Here is an 18,607-nt window from a genome sequence, read left to right as displayed (position 1 = left end):
GAAATTTGATGGCAATATCATTGCAAAAGTCGACGGTGGTTACGGTTGTGGGGGTTTCGCTGGCAATGCTGCTGGCAGGCTGCACCACTGACCAACGCTACAAACGCCAGGTTGGCGGTGACGAGTCTTATCTTGAAGCTCCAGGTCTGAGACCGCTTAACTCTCCGGCAGGTATGATCCTGCCCGTGCAAAATGGCGAGTATGATGTCCGTTCCGTGAATACCAAAGGCGCTGTGGGCAAACAGTTGGATATCCGTCCTCCGGTACAGCCATTGGCATTGTTAAGCGGTTCTCGCGCTGAAAATGCTAACGATACCAGCAAGCTATTGTTAGAAAATAGCCCGCAAAATCGTAATCTGTGGGCGCAGGTTACCCGCGTTCTTCAAGATAACAACTGGGCGATTGCCAGCCGTCAGGATGCCAGCCAAACCCTGACGACTGATTGGATCAAATGGAATCGCGCAGATGAAGACGTCCAGTTTGAAGGGCGTTATCAGATAAGTGTTCAGGAGCAAGGTTATCAGTTGGTGTTAGTGGTGAAATCCCTTGGTTTACAGCAAGGTGGAAAACCCGTTACCGAATATACCGAAATCCAGCGCTACAACGGCGCAATGCTGAATGCCATTGTTGCAGGTTTGGATAAGGTTCGTTCTGATAGCGAAAGTAGCCAGGCAGCACGTAAAGTGGGCGCTTTGGATGTTCAAAGTGGCAGCGATGATACTGGCTTGCCGCAACTGATTGTCCGCGCACCTTATGCTGTGTTGTGGGAACGTCTGCCTGCTGCACTTGAAAAAGTCGGCATGAAGGTCACTGACCGCAGCCGTCCGCTGGGCACGATTAACGTTACCGTGAAATCCATGAGTAGCAGTAGCTGGGATGCACTGGGTGCCAAAGACCCAGAATTGCCAGAAGGTGATTATAAGTTGCAAGTCGGTGACCTTGATAACCGCAGTAGCTTACAATTCATCACCCCTAAAGGGCAGACGCTAACTCAATCGCAGAATGATGCGCTGGTAGCCGTGTTCCAGGCAGCACTCAGCCAGACGAGTGCGACAAATACCCAATAAAATCAAAGGGGCTTCGGCCCCTTTATTTATCAAAGCGTATTTATCAAAGAATCTATTTCTCGAAGATTGTCTTACTTAACAAAGTTACTGGAGTAATAAGATGCAAAAGCTAGCTGAGTTGTATCGTGGCAAGGCGAAAACCGTCTATACCACCGAAAATCCTGACCTATTGGTATTGGAGTTCCGCAACGATACGTCAGCACTGGATGGTCAGCGCATTGAGCAGTTCGATCGTAAAGGCATGGTAAACAACAAATTTAACCATTTCATTATGGCTAAATTGGAAGAAGCCGGCATTCCTACTCAGATGGAACGTTTGTTGTCAGACACCGAAGTGCTAGTGAAAAAGCTGGATATGATCCCAGTGGAGTGTGTTATTCGTAACCGTGCTGCGGGCTCTTTGGTAAAACGCCTCGGTATCGAAGAAGGTTTGCAACTGAACCCACCGCTGTTTGATTTGTTTTTGAAAAATGACGCCATGCATGACCCGATGGTTAATGAGTCATATTGCAAAACGTTTGGCTGGGCGACAGAAGCACAATTAGCACGGATGAAAGAGCTGAGCTATTTGGCCAATGACGTACTGAGCAAGCTGTTTGATGATGCTGGTTTAATCTTGGTGGACTTCAAACTGGAATTCGGCCTGTTTAATGGTGAAGTGGTATTGGGTGATGAATTCTCTCCTGATGGCAGCCGTTTGTGGGATAAGCAAACCTTGAACAAAATGGATAAAGACCGTTACCGCCAAAGTTTGGGTGGTTTGATTGAAGCCTACGAAGAAGTTGCACACCGTATTGGCGTAAAATTAGACTAACCGCGCAATCGATTACGTTTTTGTCGTAACTGCCCGAAGGGGAGATAGCCTCTATCTCCCCTGTGTTTTCGCAGCCATGCGGTTCAAATCAGTTCCCGCCCAATTTGTCCGTCACTTGCCGTCTGGCTGCATCGCAACCGGGCCTTGAGTGCGCATCTGAAAGCAATCTCCCCAACAGTGCCAATCATTTTCGCTTTTAATGGTATTAGCCTCGCGGATTTCCTACGATAATATGTAAAGAATAATTCTGGGAGCAAAGCTATGCGTTGGCAAGGTCGTCGTGAAAGTGACAATGTAGAAGACAGACGTGGTGATTCATCCGGGGGCGGGGGGGGATTTCGCCCGCCGATCGGGGGCAAAGGTGGTCTGGTCATCTTGATTGTGGTGCTGGTGGCTGGCTACTATGGCGTTGACCTGACCCCGCTATTAAATGGCAGTGATCCAATACCACAAACCCAGACACGGCAGGGCTCACCACATTCTATTAGTGCGAAAGATGACCAAGATGCCAAATTTACTTCGGTCATTTTGGCGGATACCGAAGACACCTGGAAACCTATCTTTCAAAAGATGGGGCGTGCCTATCAGGAACCTAAATTGGTGATGTACCGTGGTGCCACCCGCACGGGCTGTGGTACGGGGCAGTCGGTAATGGGGCCGTTTTATTGCCCGGCAGACAGCACGGTTTATATCGACCTCTCTTTTTATGATGATATGAAAACGAAGCTGGGTGCTGGGGGCGATTTTGCTCAAGCCTATGTTATTGCGCACGAAGTTGGGCACCATGTGCAGCATTTAATGGGGATTGATACCCAAGTGCGCCAGCAACAGCAAGGTGCCTCTCAGGCCCAAGCCAACCGCTTATCAGTCAAGATGGAATTACAGGCGGACTGCTTTGCCGGTGTGTGGGGCAAAGCGATGGAAGAGCAAAATGTGCTGGAAGTCGGTGATTTACAAGAAGCTTTAAATGCCGCACAGGCCATTGGTGATGACCGATTACAGCAACAAAGCCAAGGGCGTGTGGTGCCGGATAGCTTCACTCACGGCACTTCGGCGCAGCGCTACACCTGGTTTAAACGCGGTTTCGACAGTGGTGATCCTAATAGCTGCAACACCTTTGCCAACCGCTAATAGCGCTAGAAGCACCGCTAAGCAGAGACTATCATAAGACCACTTTCTTTTTACCGGCGCGCTCGGTGCCGGTATTTTATTGCAAGGCAGGGATAACCATGGCCGCTCTTGATCCAACTTTATTAATCCTGTTAGTCCTGGCTGGACTGGGTATTATCAGCCACAACATGACAGTGACATTAGCTCTTCTGGCACTTATCGCCGTTCGTATTACTCCCCTAAATCAGTTTTTCCCTTGGATTGAAAAATACGGCTTAACCATCGGGATATTAATCCTGACCATTGGTGTGATGACGCCGATTGCCAGTGGGAAAATCAGCGCCAGTGAGGTATTGCACTCCTTTGTTCAGTGGAAGTCGATATTAGCTATTGTGGTCGGGGTCGCGGTTTCTTGGCTTGGCGGGCGCGGAGTCTCTTTGATGACACACCAGCCGTCAGTGGTTGCGGGCTTATTGGTCGGGACAGTCTTGGGCGTGGCGCTGTTTCGCGGGGTACCGGTCGGGCCATTGATTGCCGCCGGGTTGCTTTCGTTAGTCATCGGCAAATCCTAACGTGATGAAGGCGATGATTGCCGGCCAATCGGTGCTGGCACAGCAGGGCATTCGGCGCTTATTGGTGCTCAGTGGTGGGGCTGATTGGGCGCGGCAACAGGCGCAGATTTTGCGCCAGCAATTAGCGGGGGATTGGTTGTGGATAGGGGAAAGTTTACCGCCAGACACCACAGGTATTCTCCCGACGGCGGCCAAAACCTTGCTGGGGCAAGAAGGGTTACACGGGGTTTTTGACGCAACTGAAGGCCTGAATACTGAAGCCTTGGCGATACTGGCTGGAACATTACAGGCTGGGAGCTGGCTGGTGCTGTTAGTGCCCGAGTGGGATTGTTGGCCTCATTTGCCCGATAACGACAGTTTGCGCTGGAGTGAGCAAAGTGTGCCAATCATAACGCCGAACTTTATTCACCATTTACAGCGCCAGCTACTGGCGGATCCCGATGTTATTTTATGGCGACAGGGGCAGCCGTGCCCTCAGCCAATATGGCCTTCCCACCCCAACTGGCAGCCACCTGATGGCACTCCTACCTTGGAACAACAGGCGATTCTTCAACAGCTTATGCAGGCGAGGAAAGGCGCTTGGGTGCTGACGGCTGCCCGTGGGCGGGGTAAATCCACCCTTGCCGGAATGTTGGTGGCATCCTGGCCGGGTAACTGCTGGGTCACTGGGCCTGGCAAAGCGGCGACACAGGTTTTGAGTCAGCAAGCTGGGGAGCAAGCCCAATTTTGGGCGCCAGATGCGCTATTGGATTATTGCCGAGTAAATGATGTCAGTGATGTCGACTGGTTATTGATTGATGAGGCTGCGGCTATCCCCACCGCATTAGTTTCGGCGCTTCTGGCCTACTTCCCTCGGGCATTATTAACCACCACGGTGCAGGGTTACGAAGGTACGGGGCGCGGCTTTCTATTGAAGTTTTGCGCCACTTTGAGTGATTGGCATCATTTAACACTGACAGACCCCATTCGCTGGGCTAGTAATGATCCACTGGAGCGGGTAGTGGATGACATCATGTTGTTTAATGAACAACGCCCTGCGGCCCAGCTTCCTGGTGCCAATATCGAAATTATGGCCTGCGAGCAGCGCGATTGGTTGGAGCAACCGGCATTACTGCGGTGTTTCTATGGTTTGCTCTCCAGCGCCCACTACCGCACCACCCCCCTTGATTTACGGCGTTTATTGGATGCGCCGGGCATGCATTTTTTGCAAGCGAATGCGGCGGGTGCAGTCATTGGTGCATTGTGGCTGGTGGATGAGGGCGGCCTGAATAGCGCATTAGCTCAGGATGTGTGGGCTGGCAGGCGGCGGCCGAAAGGCAGCTTAGTGGCGCAATCGCTGGCAGCTCACAGTGGGCAATGGCAAGCGCCAACCTTACTGTCGCGACGAATTAGTCGGATAGCGGTAGCGCCATCATGGCGACGACAAGGTATTGCCCGCCAAATGATTGGCGCTGAACAGGCCCGTGCACGTCAGGATAATCTTGATTTTCTTTCCGTTAGCTTTGGTTATACCGCAGAGTTAGAGGCATTTTGGCTCGCCTGTGGGTTTCATCTGGTGCGCATTGGCAGCCATAGAGAAGCCAGTAGCGGCTGTTATGCTGCTATGGCGATATTACCCTTGAGTTGTGATGGGCATGCGCTGTGCGACTCAGCACGGCAGCAATTAGCGCGCGATTGGTATTGGTTGCAGCAATGGATTGATTTGGCTACGCCATCTTCGCTAGCCCCACCGGAATCTATCGATAGCGGCCTAAATGACGATGACTGGCGGGAACTGAGCGGATTTGCGAGTTATTTTCGCCCAATAGAGGCCAGTTTACCGGCATTGCAGCGGCTATTATTGCAGACTGAGTTACCTCTGCCAGCATTGCGGCAATATTTGCAGCAGGGTATTTCGCCAGCAGAAATTGTTGATAATCTTAGATTAACTGGGCGCAAAGCGCTGGTCACACAGTGGCGGCAGGAAGCCGCACAGGGGATGGCGGCGGTTGATGTTATTAAGGCGGAGTTAATGAAAACCTTGGCTAGCCAGTAGTTTAAGTTTTCTGGTTTGGGGGCAAACTGCATCATCAAAAATACCCACTAACTTTATCAATAAAACCCAATATCTCTATCAAACCAACCGCGTATAGTAATTTTATAGTGACTTGACGAATAAAGGTTCCCCAATGAGTCAGCAGAATATTGTGGTGCAGCAACCGGTAAAACCAGAGCACTTAATTTTATTGTTTCATGGCGTTGGTGACAGCGCCGCAGGAATGGCACCGGTCGGTAGCCATTTTGCGCAGGCTTTTCCTCTGGCCTTGGTGGTCAGTATTGATGGGCCTTTTGCCAGCGGCATGGGTAATGGCCGGCAGTGGTTTTCAGTTCAAGGGATTACTGAGCAGAGCCGTCAGGGGCGTATTGATGATGTGATGCCACAATTTATTGCGACTGTGCGCCATTGGCAGCAGCAAAGTGGTCTTGATGCAGCGCAGACCACATTAGTGGGTTTCTCACAGGGCACTATCATGGCATTGGAGGGCGTGAAGGCGCAGCCACAATTAGCTCGGCAGGTCATCGGGTTCAGTGGGCGTTTTGCCACTTTGCCACAAAAACCGCTATCTGATGTGGTGATTCATCTGATTCATGGCGAACAAGATGGGGTTATTGGGGTCGAGCATGCCAAAGCCGCAGCCAGCAGTTTACTGGCTTTAGGTAACCAGGTCACTCTAGACTTGGCAGCCCATACCGGGCACGGCATTAATCAGCCCATGTTGGAATGGGCTATCGGGCATCTGCGTCAGGATATTTCAGTCAGATAATTAGCCCTAGCGAAGGGGGATGGCCCCCTTCGTCTGATGCGACGCTACACCGACTTACTTTTTCTTGTTCTTATCCGGCCAATCTTCGTCATCATCCCATTGCGCATTATTGTCGCGATGAGGAGGTAACTCCGGCTTATTGTTCAAAAAACGTTTATGATCAAGACGGCGTAACTCTTTGACGCCGTTTAAGATAATACCCGCCAACAGGATAAGAAAAATCCACCAGTAATCTGCTAACCAATGCATAGTAAAATTCCTTTTCCCCGCCTTAATTCAAATCACAGTCATATTGACTACCGCTTGAAATCTATTGGGATATGGCTATAAATCGTGAAAAAATCATAGGTAAATGGCATGTAAGCCACTCACTGCCCGCCACATCTTGTGACTGCCAAGCTTCCAGTAGGATGGCGGGTGTCAGCAAATGTTCTGCTGTTGCTGCCAGTGGGCGGTAACTTAGATGCCAAGGCTCGGCGGCGACACCACCAGTATCCTGACTGAAGGGCCGGTAAAAACCGAATTCAGCCATATTGGCATCAAGCCATTGGGTTAGTGGATAAAAATACCCGCCAGAGAGATATTCCCAGGGTTCCAGTTGTAATTTTGCCTGCGCGGGCAGCAGTGATGGGTCGTAAATATCTAAATCACTGCCCCAATGGTGACGGCTGGCCCCCGGCAGGGCAGACCAGCGCAAAATAGCTTCACAGCGCGCGCCAGCATCTAACTGAGAAATATCTATCGGCTGACTGTCCTTATCTAATACTGGTCGCTCGCCGCGAAATTTACCATTCCAGATCGCTAATTGGCGGTCAAAATCGCGAAAAGTGCTGGCGGGCTGTAAATCAAAACCGGCCATTTTAGCCGCTTGCTGCATGGCCTGAAAGGCCGCGACGGCTTGCGGTTGCATCCGGTGGTTACCGGATAACAGGACTAAATGTTCCGTCGAGCGCCCGGTCAGCATTTGTGACGTTATCATGCAATGAGTTGCTCCATGACCCGCTGATACATCCGGCTAAGCAGTTGTAAATCAGCCGCATGAACGCATTCATTCACTTTATGGATAGTGGCATTCACGGGCCCCAGTTCAACCACTTGCGCGCCCATTAAGGCGATAAACCGGCCATCCGAGGTGCCACCGGTAGTCAGTAACTGTGGGGTGATTTCGGTGTAATGCTCAACAGCATTCACCACGGCATCAACCAGTTTGCCACGCGCGGTGAGGAAAGGTTGGCCAGAGAGCACCCAGTCTAAAGTGTAATTGAGTTGATGGCGTTCCAATAAAGCCTCAACCCGCTGTTTAATCATGCTGTCGGTCAGCTCAGTGCTAAAGCGGAAGTTGAACTGCACATAGAATTCACCGGGGATCACGTTATTGCTGCCAGTTCCGGCGTGCAAGTTGGCTATCTGCATGCTGGTGGCGGGGAAGAATTCATTGCCCTCATCCCATTGGGTGGCAACCAGTTCATTCAGGGCAGGTATTGCGCGGTGAACCGGGTTGTCAGCCAGATGAGGATAGGCCACATGTCCTTGAATACCATGAATATGTAAGTTGGCGGTAATGGAGCCGCGGCGGCCATTTTTCACCACATCGCCGACGCGGTCAGTACTGGATGGTTCACCGACCAGACAATAATCCAGCCGCTCATTGCGCGCCATCAAAGCATTAACCACTTTTACCGTGCCATTAATCGCCTTGGCTTCTTCATCCGAAGTTATCATAAATGCCAAGCGGCCTTTATGGTCAGGATGCGCGGCAACAAAGCGCTCTGCGGCAACCACCATCGCGGCCAGGGAGCCTTTCATATCGGCAGCACCACGGCCATATAGCATGCCATCGCGGATAGTTGGCTCAAATGGTGGGCTATGCCAATGGCTTTCATCACCGGTCGGCACCACATCAGTATGGCCAGCAAATGCGAGTGTTTCACCTTCACCACGCCATGCCCAGAAATTGAGGGTATCGCCAAAATTCATGGGTTCGATAACAAAACCTATCGCTTCCAGGCGCTGAATGATTATCTCCTGGCATCCCGCATCATTAGGGCTGAGCGATGGGCGCTTAATCAGTTGTTGGGCCAGGTCGATTACCGGACAAGTCATGTTATTGCACCTCAGTAGCGATTTGATTTTGTTGAATAAAATTTTGGTAAGTTTCAATACTGAAGCCCAGTAACATCGCGCCATTGGCGGCTTCCAGCAGCGGGCGTTTGATTATCGCCGGCTGTTCAAGCATCAGCACTTTAGCGGTTTGAGCATCAATAATGGCCTCACGTTGGGCTGGCGGTAATTTACGCCAGGTGGTGCCACGGGTATTCAACAGCGGCTCCCATCCCAGTTTATTGATAAAACCTTGCAGGAGATCGTCACTCAATCCATCCACGCGATAGTCGTGAAATTGATAGGCAATACCTTGTTCTTCCAGCCAGCGGCGGGCCTTTTTTATGGTGTCACAATTTTTAATGCCATAAAGGCGCAATGATGGGGTTGCTGGGTTATCAGACATGGAAAAATAATACCTCGGCTAGAATGACAAATCAGGACAGCCACTTATGCGACTGCCCAGCTCAAGGGGAGCGATTTGCCCATAATGCGGGAAAATGAGGTTTTGATCCAGACGGCGATGGGCAGATTAGTGGGTAAATAGGTAACTGCGGCCCAAGGGTTTAGCCAATGCGGTCAAGGTCAGCCGCATATTGGCGGATGGCTTTTTGGTAGAGGCTGATGTCCTGATGATTTGAGGTCTCCGCCAGCAGTAACAATAATGCCGCGACCGCTTCTTTGGATTCGCCGAGATTGTACAGCGTCATGGCCCGAAATAAGGTTATTTCTTTTGCTTGTGGGAAACAGGCCAATGCAGCATCAAAAGTATCTAAGGATGCCTGATATAAGCCCAACGCCCGGTAGGTGCTGCCCAATCCCAGATAGGCTTCCTGTAACTCCTGACCCGCTAGATTATGCTCTATAGCTGCCCGGTAAAATGGAATTGCTTGTAACTCAAGCCCTTGCACATCATAAAGGGAGGCGATTTTATACAGCAGGCTGGGGTTATCCGGTGAGCTGCGCAGTAACTTTTGCGCCATGGCCACCGCATCATCATAGCGACCCAGCTCTTTTAGCGAATCAATTGAGTGTTTCATGGTTTTGCTCTGTATGTTGCCAATAACGGGCGGGTCAAAAAATCGCATTCGCCCCTATTTATCTCAGCACGCTACTCCGTAAATCATCCAATTTCAATATTTCTGCAAGAGATCTCACTTTGATTATTAAATAGTCGGTCGCCTATTTTGAATGATCAAAAAATAGGCGTATAATTATTCGCGTTTATTAGAGAGGACGTTATGGTTGATTTCGAGTTAGGCACGTGGAAAGAGTTTATCGATGCTATGCTGCGTAAGGCATAAGTAAATAAACCAGCAGTAAGAATTATTATCTTTTTGTTGTTTTATTGATAAATATCCAGGGGGCGAGTTATCGCTCGCAGAAAGGCAGAGCTTCTAAAGTTTCTGCCTTTTTTATATCCTTCGTCCTTGAAACCACAGGGGTGTTAGCTGCGCGCACGCACCCGAATTACTGACTTGAGTCAGCTCATCGGGATGCGTTTACTTGCCGCCTACCTGTGATTCCAATGACTTTGGCTATTGTCTTTTCCCTTGAAACCACAGAGTGTTAGCTGCGCGCGCGCACCCGAATCACTGACTTGAGTCAGCTCATCGGGATGCGTTTACTTGCGTCTTTCCCTTGAAACCGCGATTTATTCTTGCTCTTTAGCCCGTGGTGGTTTGCCCGGGAAGCGGCGGCGCACCAAGACAAAGAACAGCGGGACAAAGAAAATGGCCAGCACGGTCGCAGAAATCATCCCGCCCATCACCCCGGTACCTACGGCATGCTGGCTGCCAGACCCCGCCCCCTGACTGATCGCCATTGGCAATACACCAAAGATAAATGCCAATGATGTCATCAGGATAGGTCTTAATCGCTGGCGGGAAGCTTCTAATGTCGCCTCCACCAAATCTTTGCCTTTATTGTTCAATTCACTGGCAAACTCGACAATTAAGATGGCATTTTTGGCTGATAACCCGATGATGGTCAGTAAACCCACCTGGAAATAAACGTCATTCTCCAGACCGCGCATCCAGGTGGCGGCAACCGCCCCAATCACCCCGAGTGGCACCACTAACATCACCGAGAATGGGATTGACCAACTCTCATATAATGCGGCCAAACACAAGAACACCACCAACAGCGAAATAGCATAGAGGGCAGGGGCTTGTGAGCCGGATAACCGCTCTTGATAAGACATGCCAGTCCATTCCAGACCAAACCCGGCCGGCAGTTTTTGGACCAAATCTTCCATTACATTCATGGCGGTGCCGGTACTGACGCCCGGAGCGGCTTCGCCGACGATTTCGAGTGCGGAATAGCCATTGTAGCGCTCCAGCCGTGGTGAACCATATTCCCAGCGGGTGGTAGAGAATGCGGAGAAAGGCACCATGCTGCCGTTATTATTGCGCACATACCATTTGTTGACGTCTTCCGGCAACATGCGGGCGGTGGCTTCTGATTGCACATAGACTTTTTTCACCCGACCGCGATCAACAAAGTCATTAACGTAAGTCGACCCCCACGCAGTTTTAAGTGTGTTGTTAATATCATCCAATGACACCCCCAGAGCGCGTGCTTTGTGTTGGTCAATATCGATTTGCAATTGTGGGCTATCGTCCAGGCCATTATGCCGCACCCGGGTTAGGGCCGGGTCTTGCGATGCCATTTGCAGCAGTTGGTCACGGGCGGCCATCAGTTTTTCGTGGCCCAAACCGCCGTGGTCTTGTAGCTCCATATCAAAACCGGAGGAGCCACCCAAGCCAGAAATGGCCGGTGGGCTACTGACTGAGACTCTGGCTTCGGCAATTTTATTAAAGACTTTGGTCGCGCGTTCAATAATGGCAAAGGAAGAGTCTTGGCTGTTTTTGCGCTGTTCCCAGTCGGTCAGACGAATAAACAAACGCGCCACATTTTGGCCGTTACCGCCGGGGCCAGAACCCACAGTAGCAAACACCGACAGCACGTTATCTTTCTCTGCTGTCAGGAAATAGTTTTCTACTTTCTCGACCACTCGCAGTGTTTGTTGCTGGGTTGAGCCGACGGGAAGCTGTACCTGCGCCATAAAGACACCACGGTCTTCCAAGGGTAAGAAAGAGGTTGGTAACTTGAGAAATAATAGCGCTAATCCACCTAACAGCAGTAAATACAACAGCATATAACGCAAGCTGTGGTGTAAAACACGTGCGACACCACGTTCGTAACTGCGAGCGCTGCGGTCAAATGTGCGGTTAAACCAGCCAAAGAAACCGCCTTTGGCCTGATGGTGCCCGGCTTTGATGGGCTTGAGCATAGTGGCGCAAAGTGCTGGGGTGAGAATCAATGCCACCAATACCGAGAGCACCATAGCTGAGACGATAGTAATCGAAAACTGGCGATAAATAGCGCCGGTGGTTCCCCCGAAGAAGGCCATCGGAATAAATACCGCTGACAATACCAAGGCGATACCGACCAGTGCGCCCTGAATTTGCCCCATAGATTTTCGAGTCGCTTCTCGCGGATCAAGGCCTTCCTCGCTCATGACTCGCTCGACGTTTTCGACCACCACGATGGCATCGTCGACCAGCAAACCTATCGCGAGCACAATGGCGAACAAGGTGAGGGTATTGATGCTGAATCCAAATATGGACAGGATTGCAAACGTCCCCAACAGCACTACTGGCACCGCGATGGTTGGAATTAATGTGGCGCGGAAATTCTGTAAAAACAAATACATAACAAAGAAAACCAATAAGATGGCTTCCAATAATGTTTTTACCACGTCCTTGATAGAGGCTTTTACAAAGGGTGTGGTTTCATAAGCAATTTTTGCTTCCAGGCCGTGCGGGAAAAAGGGGGTCAGCTCGGCAATGCGCGCTTTAACTAATTCATCCGTCTGCAACTCATTGGCACCGGATGCCAGCTTGATGCTCATGCCTGATGCGGCTTGCCCATTAAAGCGGCTCAGATAGTCATATTTCTCGGCCCCCATCTCGACTTTTGCCACCTCCCCCAGAGTGACCAATGAGCCGTCCTGATTGACTCGCAGGGTTATGTCTCTGAACTGTTCTGGTGTCTGTAATTGAGATTGAGCATTAATGGTGGCGTTCAGGGCCTGGTTATCAACAGAAGGTGTTCCGCCCAATTGCCCTACGGCTATCTGGCTATTTTGCGATTGAATTGCAGTGACGACATCTTGCGTAGTGAGTTGATAATTATTGAGTTTATTAGGATCAAGCCAAATACGCATGGCATATTGCGAGCCAAAGGCGTCGATACTGCCAACCCCTTCAATGCGGCTCAGTGGGTCTTGCAGATTACTGGCGACGTAGTCGGCAATATCTTGTTTATCCATGCTGCCATCGGTAGAGACAAATGCTACCATCATCAAGGTGTTATCACCTGATTTAGAAACTGAAACCCCTTGTTGTTGTACATCTTGGGGCAGTTTTTTAATGGCAGATTGCAACTGATTCTGAACCTGCTGCATGGCTTCATTAGGGTTGGTGCCCGCCTGGAAGGTCAGGGTGATTGATGCACTACCGGAGTTGCTGCTTTGCGATGACATATACAGCAGGTTATCCAGGCCAGTCATACTTTGCTCTATGACCTGGGTGACGGTATTTTCCAATGTCTGAGCAGACGCGCCAGGATATGAAGCACTGATGCGCACATTGGGGGGAGCCAGGTTCGGGTATTGCTCAACAGGCAAGGTTGAGATTGCCAATGCCCCGGTAAGACACAAAATTATCGCCAATACCCAGGCAAAAATCGGGCGGTCGATGAAAAAATTTGCCATGCAGTGCCAGCCTCTAAATATATAAAAAAATCATACGCTGCGTGCGTGAAGTTACAGGCGTGTTAGCTGTGCGCGCACACCGAAACCACTGACGTGAGTAAGCCCAGCAGGATATGTGTGCTGGCCGCTTACCTGCAACGCCAATGACGTTGGGTCAATACAGCGAAATCAACAGTGCACTTTACGCGGGAATGCGGAGGAAAACGTGAAGAAAATAAGGAGAACCTGTAAAAAACATCGATATAACTGAGTTAATTCATTTGTCGGGAGAAAAGAGGGATTAGCAGGTGTTTTTTCTGGCATCAAGTACACTGATTATACCCAACATGTTTGGCGCGAGAGCCAGTCTGTCGGCCAGCATGATTGCAATATGAAGTAGCAAAAGGATCGCCGTCATTTAACTGAGGAAAATTTTATGGAACTCAACCCGGTAATTGCCCGTCGCCTCTATATTTGCTGGTTAATCAGCCGTGGTGACGCGCTGAATGTGCCGCGTTTGATGGAATTGACTGGCTGGCCGCGGCGAACGATACAGGATGTTCTGAAAGCACTGCCCGGTTTGGGTATTTCTCTGAAGTTTGTACAACAGGGCGTGCGAAATAATGCAGGTTTTTACCAGTTAGATAACTGGGGGCCACTGAATAAAAAATGGATTTATGATAACCATGATTTTATTTTAGCGGCCATCGAGCAACCTAATCATTCAGTTGCCATTAAATAACAGTCGAAGACTAATATTTTTTATTTTCTAAAAACATAATGGTTGCCGCTACACGAGACCGCACATTCAACTTACGCAATAAATTACGGATGTGCACTTTTACGGTTTCCTCTGAAATGTGTAACTCAAAGGCCACTTGTTTATTGGACATCCCCCGCGCCACCTCTTGCAGCACATCTAACTCGCGCTCGGTTAATTCAGCAAAAGGATTAACCTGCTCGTGACGAGAGGATAAATATATCACGACCTCATTACTGAATACTTTTTCACCTTTTGCGGCATGGCGGATATTATCCAGTAATATTTCCGGTTCGCTGTCTTTGAGCAGATACCCATCAGCGCCAGCATCTATCATGGCGTATACATCACTGCGCGCATCGGAGACAGTTAGAATAATAACGCGTGCATCAATACCTTCATTGCGTAAGGCTTTCAAAGTATCCAGCCCGGTCATTCCTTTCATATTCAGGTCGAGCAGAATGACATCCGGCTGATATTGGGCTGCTTTGACAATAGCGTCACTGCCACTGTTGGCTTCAGCAACAACAGTAAAACTGCTATCAAGCTCCAGTAATTGTCTGATACCCCGACGCATTAGGGGATGATCGTCGACGATCATAATAGTGTGACTGTTGGTCATGAGTAATGTCCCTGTAACCGATAAAATTATATCCGCCATCTTTCTAGATGCGGGTTGTTGGCTGCCATTGCTCACCCAACTCATTGAGTTATCTCAACACCTTGGCGTCAATTTGTTACAGCCGACCTGCAACTCGAAATCTATTAGGTATATGTCTGGCTGTTGAACGTGGATTATTTCTGGTCTTTAATTTAGCTGACCATTTTATCCATCATTGTTAGTTAACCACGATCAAAGTGTACCTCAGTCTTACTGATTTCCTGCTGTAATTCTCCCGCATAGTATAAAAATGTTGCTGTTCGATCTTTATTTATACCCGCGAAAATAGGCGTGCTGAGTTTAAAATTCAGTCCAAAGTCATTCAACTGCAACATTTTTTCTGGAAAAATAATCACCTCTCCCTTGTTTCTTTTTGATAGTTATTCTCATTAAGAAAATCGTTGTATAAAAAAATAAATAACGCAAATAGATTTAACTGTGAGAAATCGGCTAAATAACCACTAAATTAATTGATCTTGCTCAATATCTACCCCCAATTAACCCTAAAGAGTAATTATTTTATTACTCATTATTCTGTATTTAATCTCTAAACACTGGGGAATTTTTTTATTTAAAACAAATAAGAATCATTATCATTATTCCGATGTAAATATTCGGCTTTCAAATGAACGGGTATAATAAGTACATGCGGGCGCGCCAGCAGATGTTAAGGATATCAGTATGACTGATTTATCACGGCGTAAATTGCTGACTGGCTTTTGGCAAGCAGGTAAACAACTCCCCTCAGCCACTCGACCCCCTTGGTCGGTAATGGAAGCTGATTTTGTCGCGGGTTGCACTCGCTGTCATGACTGTGTTGCCGCATGTGAAACTGGCGTATTGATTGCTGGTAGCGGCGGATTCCCCGAAATAGATTTCCAACGTGCTGAGTGCAGTTTTTGCCAGGCATGTGTACAGGTGTGTAAGGCCGAGGTTTTTACCTCAACGGCGCTGCCTGCCTGGTCACTGAAAATCAACATCTCAGAGCGCTGTTTACCTTTTCACAATATTGAATGCCGAAGCTGTCAGGACAGTTGTGAAACCCGAGCGATTACATTTCGCCCACGTCACAACGGCATTGCTCAACCCGAATTAGACCTTCCTGCCTGTAATGGCTGCGGTGCCTGCGTATCCAGTTGCCCTGTACAGGCAGTAACCCTCACCCGGAGTGAAGATGGAAGATAAAGAATGGCATGTCTGTGGATTAGTGCTGCAAGCCAAACCTGCGCGAATTGCACAGCTAATCGACAGCCTGCTGGCTATCCCGGGAACAGAAATACCCACCAGTGATGCCGCTCTGGGTAAGTTGGTGGTGGTTATGCAGGCGGCGCGCTCAGACGTGCTCCTGGATTATATTGAGTCAGCACGAAACCTGGATGGTGTGCTGGCGGTATCGCTGGTTTATCACCAGCAGGATAAGCAAGGTGAGGAAATGCCATGAAACTCAGTCGCCGGGATTTTATGAAGGCCAATGCCGCCGTTGCCGCAGCCGCCGCAGCCGGATTGACCATTCCCACAGTGGCCAAGGCTGTTGTGGGCGAGACAAGCAATGCAATCAAATGGGATAAAGCACCTTGCCGATTCTGTGGTACTGGCTGTGGTGTACTCGTCGGAACACAAAATGGCCGGATTGTGGCATCACAAGGTGACCCGGACTCACCCGTCAACCGCGGGTTGAACTGTGTGAAAGGCTATTTCCTACCGAAAATCATGTACGGCAAAGACCGCCTGACTCAGCCGCTGCTGCGAATGAAAGACGGTCAATATGATAAAGAAGGCGATTTTACCCCAATAAGTTGGGAAAAAGCCTTTGATATCATGGAACTGAAATTCAAAAATGCGCTGAAAGAAAAAGGCCCGACGGCCGTGGGCATGTTCGGTTCCGGCCAATGGACCGTGTGGGAAGGCTACGCGGCCTCTAAATTACTGAAAGCCGGTTTCCGTTCCAATAACCTTGACCCAAATGCCCGCCATTGCATGGCGTCTTCCGTGGTTGGCTTCATGCGCACCTTTGGCATGGATGAGCCAATGGGTTGTTATGATGATATTGAAGAAGCAGATGCCTTCGTGCTCTGGGGCTCTAATATGGCGGAAATGCACCCCATTTTATGGTCGCGCATGACCAGCCGCCGCCTGACGAATGAACATGTCAGGATTGCCGTGCTCTCTACATTTGAACACCGCAGCTTTGAATTGGCCGATAACCCGATAGTCTTTACCCCACAGACTGATTTGGTGATCATGAATTACATCGCCAATTACATTATTCAAAATAATGCTGTTGATCAGGATTTTCTTAACCGCCATGTGAATTTCCGCCTTGGGGCAACTGACATCGGTTATGGTTTACGCCCGACGCATCCGCTGGAAAAAGCAGCTAAAAACCCTGGTAGCGATGCCTCTGAGCCCATGAGTTTTGATGATTTCAAGGCCTTTGTTGCAGAGTACACCTTGGAAAAAGCCTCAAAAATGAGCGGCGTGCCAGAAGACCAATTGGAATCTCTGGCGCAGCTCTATGCTGACCCGAAAGTGAAATTGGTCTCCTACTGGACGATGGGCTTTAACCAGCACACCCGTGGGGTTTGGGCTAATAACATGTGCTACAACTTGCACCTGTTAACCGGCAAAATTTCTAAACCGGGTTCTGGGCCTTTCTCTCTGACCGGTCAACCTTCTGCTTGCGGTACTGCGCGCGAAGTAGGGACATTCTCCCACCGCCTGCCAGCTGACATGGTGGTGACCAATGAAAAACACCGCCAAATTGCCGAAACCAAATGGCAGTTGCCTGCTGGCACCATCCCAGAAAAAGTCGGTTTACATGCGGTGGCACAAGACCGGGCGCTGAAAGACGGCACCCTCAATGCCTATTGGGTGATGTGTAACAACAATATGCAGGCGGGGCCAAATATCAATGAAGAGCGCATGCCGGGCTGGCGTGATCCGCGCAACTTTATTGTGGTTTCCGACCCCTATCCGACCATTAGTGCACTGGCTGCTGACCTTATCTTACCCACCGCCATGTGGGTGGAAAAAGAAGGCGCTTATGGCAATGCCGAACGTCGCACCCAATTTTGGCGTCAGCAAGTCTCTGCTCCCGGTGAAGCCAAATCAGATTTGTGGCAGATAGTTGAGTTTGCCAAGCGCTTCAAAGTTGAAGAAGTGTGGCCAGCCGAGCTGATTAACCAGAAACCGGAATACCGTGGCAAAACACTGTATGACGTGCTATTTGCCAACGATGTGGTAAGCAAATACCCATTAAGTGAAATCCCTGCGGATCAACTGAATGACGAAGCTCGTGATTTTGGTTTCTATCTGCAAAAAGGGTTATTTGAAGAATATGCCGACTTTGGGCGGGGCCACGGTCATGATCTGGCACCTTTTGATGTTTACCATCAAGAGCGCGGCCTGCGCTGGCCGGTGGTGAATGGCAAAGAAACACTCTGGCGTTACCGTGAAGGTTTTGACCCCTTCGTGCCGAAAGGTGAGGAAGTGCGTTTCTATGGCAAACCTGATGGTAAAGCGGTGATATTTGCACTGCCATACGAACCCGCCGCCGAAAGTCCGGATAATGAATATGACCTGTGGCTTTCCACTGGGCGTGTGTTGGAGCATTGGCATACCGGTTCCATGACTCGCCGTGTGCCGGAACTGCATCGTGCTTTCCCAGAAGCCGTCGTATTTATTCATCCTCTGGATGCTAAAGCCCGTGATTTGCGACGCGGTGACAAAGTGAAGGTGATTTCGCGCCGTGGCGAAGTCATTTCTCTGGTGGAAACCCGTGGACGTAACCGTCCGCCACAAGGGCTGGTATTTATGCCATTTTTCGATGCCGCCCAGTTGGTGAATAACCTGACACTGGATGCCACCGATCCGTTATCCAAAGAAACTGACTACAAAAAGTGTGCAGTAAAATTGGCTCGGGTTGTCGCGTAATACGGGAGCCTGCCCTTAGGGGCAGGT

General features: G+C 49.6%; 17 protein-coding genes. 10 read left to right on the top strand and 7 right to left on the bottom strand.

The genetic code is table 11. The annotated features are described in order from the left end of the window. Nucleotides 1-8 precede the first annotated feature (8 nt). The 6 genes from bamC to ypfH all read left to right on the top strand — a co-directional run bounded on the left by bamC (nt 9) and on the right by ypfH (nt 6,367). Nucleotides 9-1,067 (top strand): outer membrane protein assembly factor BamC, encoded by a 1,059-nt coding sequence (gene bamC, locus YROHD0001_RS04795; protein ID WP_032817458.1) that lies wholly within the window; start codon nt 9-11, stop codon nt 1,065-1,067. A 100-nt stretch (nt 1,068-1,167) separates the two neighbouring features. Further along, nucleotides 1,168-1,881 (top strand): phosphoribosylaminoimidazolesuccinocarboxamide synthase, encoded by a 714-nt coding sequence (gene purC, locus YROHD0001_RS04800; protein WP_004715725.1) that lies wholly within the window; start codon nt 1,168-1,170, stop codon nt 1,879-1,881. Between the two features lie 261 nt (nt 1,882-2,142). Then, nucleotides 2,143-3,012 carry a KPN_02809 family neutral zinc metallopeptidase gene (ypfJ, locus tag YROHD0001_RS04805; protein ID WP_004715724.1) on the top strand — a complete coding sequence of 290 codons (870 nt, stop codon included), beginning with the start codon at nt 2,143-2,145 and terminating at the stop codon, nt 3,010-3,012. 98 nt (nt 3,013-3,110) lie between these two features. Then, a complete protein-coding gene (locus YROHD0001_RS04810) occupies nt 3,111-3,563 on the top strand; it encodes a DUF441 domain-containing protein (protein ID WP_004715723.1) in 453 nt (150 codons plus the stop codon). 4 nt (nt 3,564-3,567) lie between these two features. Next, nucleotides 3,568-5,598, top strand: coding sequence for a tRNA(Met) cytidine acetyltransferase TmcA (locus tag YROHD0001_RS04815; protein ID WP_004715722.1), 2,031 nt, complete (start codon nt 3,568-3,570; stop codon nt 5,596-5,598). Nucleotides 5,599-5,731: 133 nt separating this feature from the next. Beyond that, on the top strand, nt 5,732-6,367 hold the full coding sequence (gene ypfH, locus YROHD0001_RS04820; protein ID WP_004715721.1) for an esterase: 636 nt from the start codon (nt 5,732-5,734) through the stop codon (nt 6,365-6,367). Between the two features lie 54 nt (nt 6,368-6,421). On the opposite strand, the gene YROHD0001_RS04825 is transcribed toward ypfH, so the two are convergent. The 6 genes from YROHD0001_RS04825 to acrD all read right to left on the bottom strand — a co-directional run bounded on the left by YROHD0001_RS04825 (nt 6,422) and on the right by acrD (nt 13,247). Beyond that, nucleotides 6,422-6,616, bottom strand: coding sequence for a YpfN family protein (locus YROHD0001_RS04825; protein ID WP_004715720.1), 195 nt, complete (start codon nt 6,614-6,616; stop codon nt 6,422-6,424). A 61-nt stretch (nt 6,617-6,677) separates the two neighbouring features. Beyond that, nucleotides 6,678-7,331, bottom strand: a complete 654-nt coding sequence (locus YROHD0001_RS04830; protein WP_004715719.1) for a M15 family metallopeptidase — start codon at nt 7,329-7,331, stop codon at nt 6,678-6,680. Between the two features lie 11 nt (nt 7,332-7,342). Further along, nucleotides 7,343-8,470: a succinyl-diaminopimelate desuccinylase gene (dapE, locus tag YROHD0001_RS04835; protein WP_004715718.1), complete on the bottom strand. Its 1,128-nt coding sequence runs from the start codon at nt 8,468-8,470 to the stop codon at nt 7,343-7,345. A gap of 1 nt (nt 8,471) precedes the next feature. Continuing rightward, nucleotides 8,472-8,873 carry an ArsC family reductase gene (locus tag YROHD0001_RS04840; RefSeq protein ID WP_004715717.1) on the bottom strand — a complete coding sequence of 134 codons (402 nt, stop codon included), beginning with the start codon at nt 8,871-8,873 and terminating at the stop codon, nt 8,472-8,474. A gap of 160 nt (nt 8,874-9,033) precedes the next feature. Then, on the bottom strand, nt 9,034-9,507 hold the full coding sequence (locus tag YROHD0001_RS04845; RefSeq protein ID WP_032817473.1) for a tetratricopeptide repeat protein: 474 nt from the start codon (nt 9,505-9,507) through the stop codon (nt 9,034-9,036). A gap of 614 nt (nt 9,508-10,121) precedes the next feature. Next, nucleotides 10,122-13,247 carry a multidrug efflux RND transporter permease AcrD gene (acrD, locus tag YROHD0001_RS04850; RefSeq protein WP_004715715.1) on the bottom strand — a complete coding sequence of 1,042 codons (3,126 nt, stop codon included), beginning with the start codon at nt 13,245-13,247 and terminating at the stop codon, nt 10,122-10,124. Nucleotides 13,248-13,662: 415 nt separating this feature from the next. Between acrD and YROHD0001_RS04855 the strand changes: the two genes are divergently transcribed. After that, on the top strand, nt 13,663-13,968 hold the full coding sequence (locus YROHD0001_RS04855) for a winged helix-turn-helix domain-containing protein (RefSeq protein ID WP_004715714.1): 306 nt from the start codon (nt 13,663-13,665) through the stop codon (nt 13,966-13,968). 10 nt (nt 13,969-13,978) lie between these two features. On the opposite strand, the gene YROHD0001_RS04860 is transcribed toward YROHD0001_RS04855, so the two are convergent. Then, nucleotides 13,979-14,608: a response regulator gene (locus tag YROHD0001_RS04860; RefSeq protein WP_032817471.1), complete on the bottom strand. Its 630-nt coding sequence runs from the start codon at nt 14,606-14,608 to the stop codon at nt 13,979-13,981. A gap of 720 nt (nt 14,609-15,328) precedes the next feature. On the opposite strand from YROHD0001_RS04860, the gene napF reads away from it, so the two are divergent. The 3 genes from napF to napA are packed head-to-tail and all read left to right on the top strand — an operon-like array spanning nt 15,329 to nt 18,580. Further along, nucleotides 15,329-15,832 (top strand): ferredoxin-type protein NapF, encoded by a 504-nt coding sequence (gene napF, locus YROHD0001_RS04865; RefSeq protein ID WP_004715711.1) that lies wholly within the window; start codon nt 15,329-15,331, stop codon nt 15,830-15,832. After that, entirely contained in the window at nt 15,822-16,088 is a 267-nt protein-coding gene (gene napD / locus YROHD0001_RS04870; protein ID WP_032817452.1) for a chaperone NapD, read from the top strand. Before napF ends, napD begins: the two co-directional genes overlap by 11 nt. Then, on the top strand, nt 16,085-18,580 hold the full coding sequence (gene napA / locus YROHD0001_RS04875) for a nitrate reductase catalytic subunit NapA (RefSeq protein ID WP_032817450.1): 2,496 nt from the start codon (nt 16,085-16,087) through the stop codon (nt 18,578-18,580). Before napD ends, napA begins: the two co-directional genes overlap by 4 nt. Nucleotides 18,581-18,607: the final 27 nt, after the last annotated feature.

It is taken from the genome of Yersinia rohdei ATCC 43380 (genome assembly GCF_000173775.1).
In the GTDB taxonomy this organism is placed as follows: domain Bacteria; phylum Pseudomonadota; class Gammaproteobacteria; order Enterobacterales; family Enterobacteriaceae; genus Yersinia; species Yersinia rohdei.
Note: the sequence above shows the minus strand (reverse complement) of the source record. Positions and strands in the feature narration are given on the sequence as shown.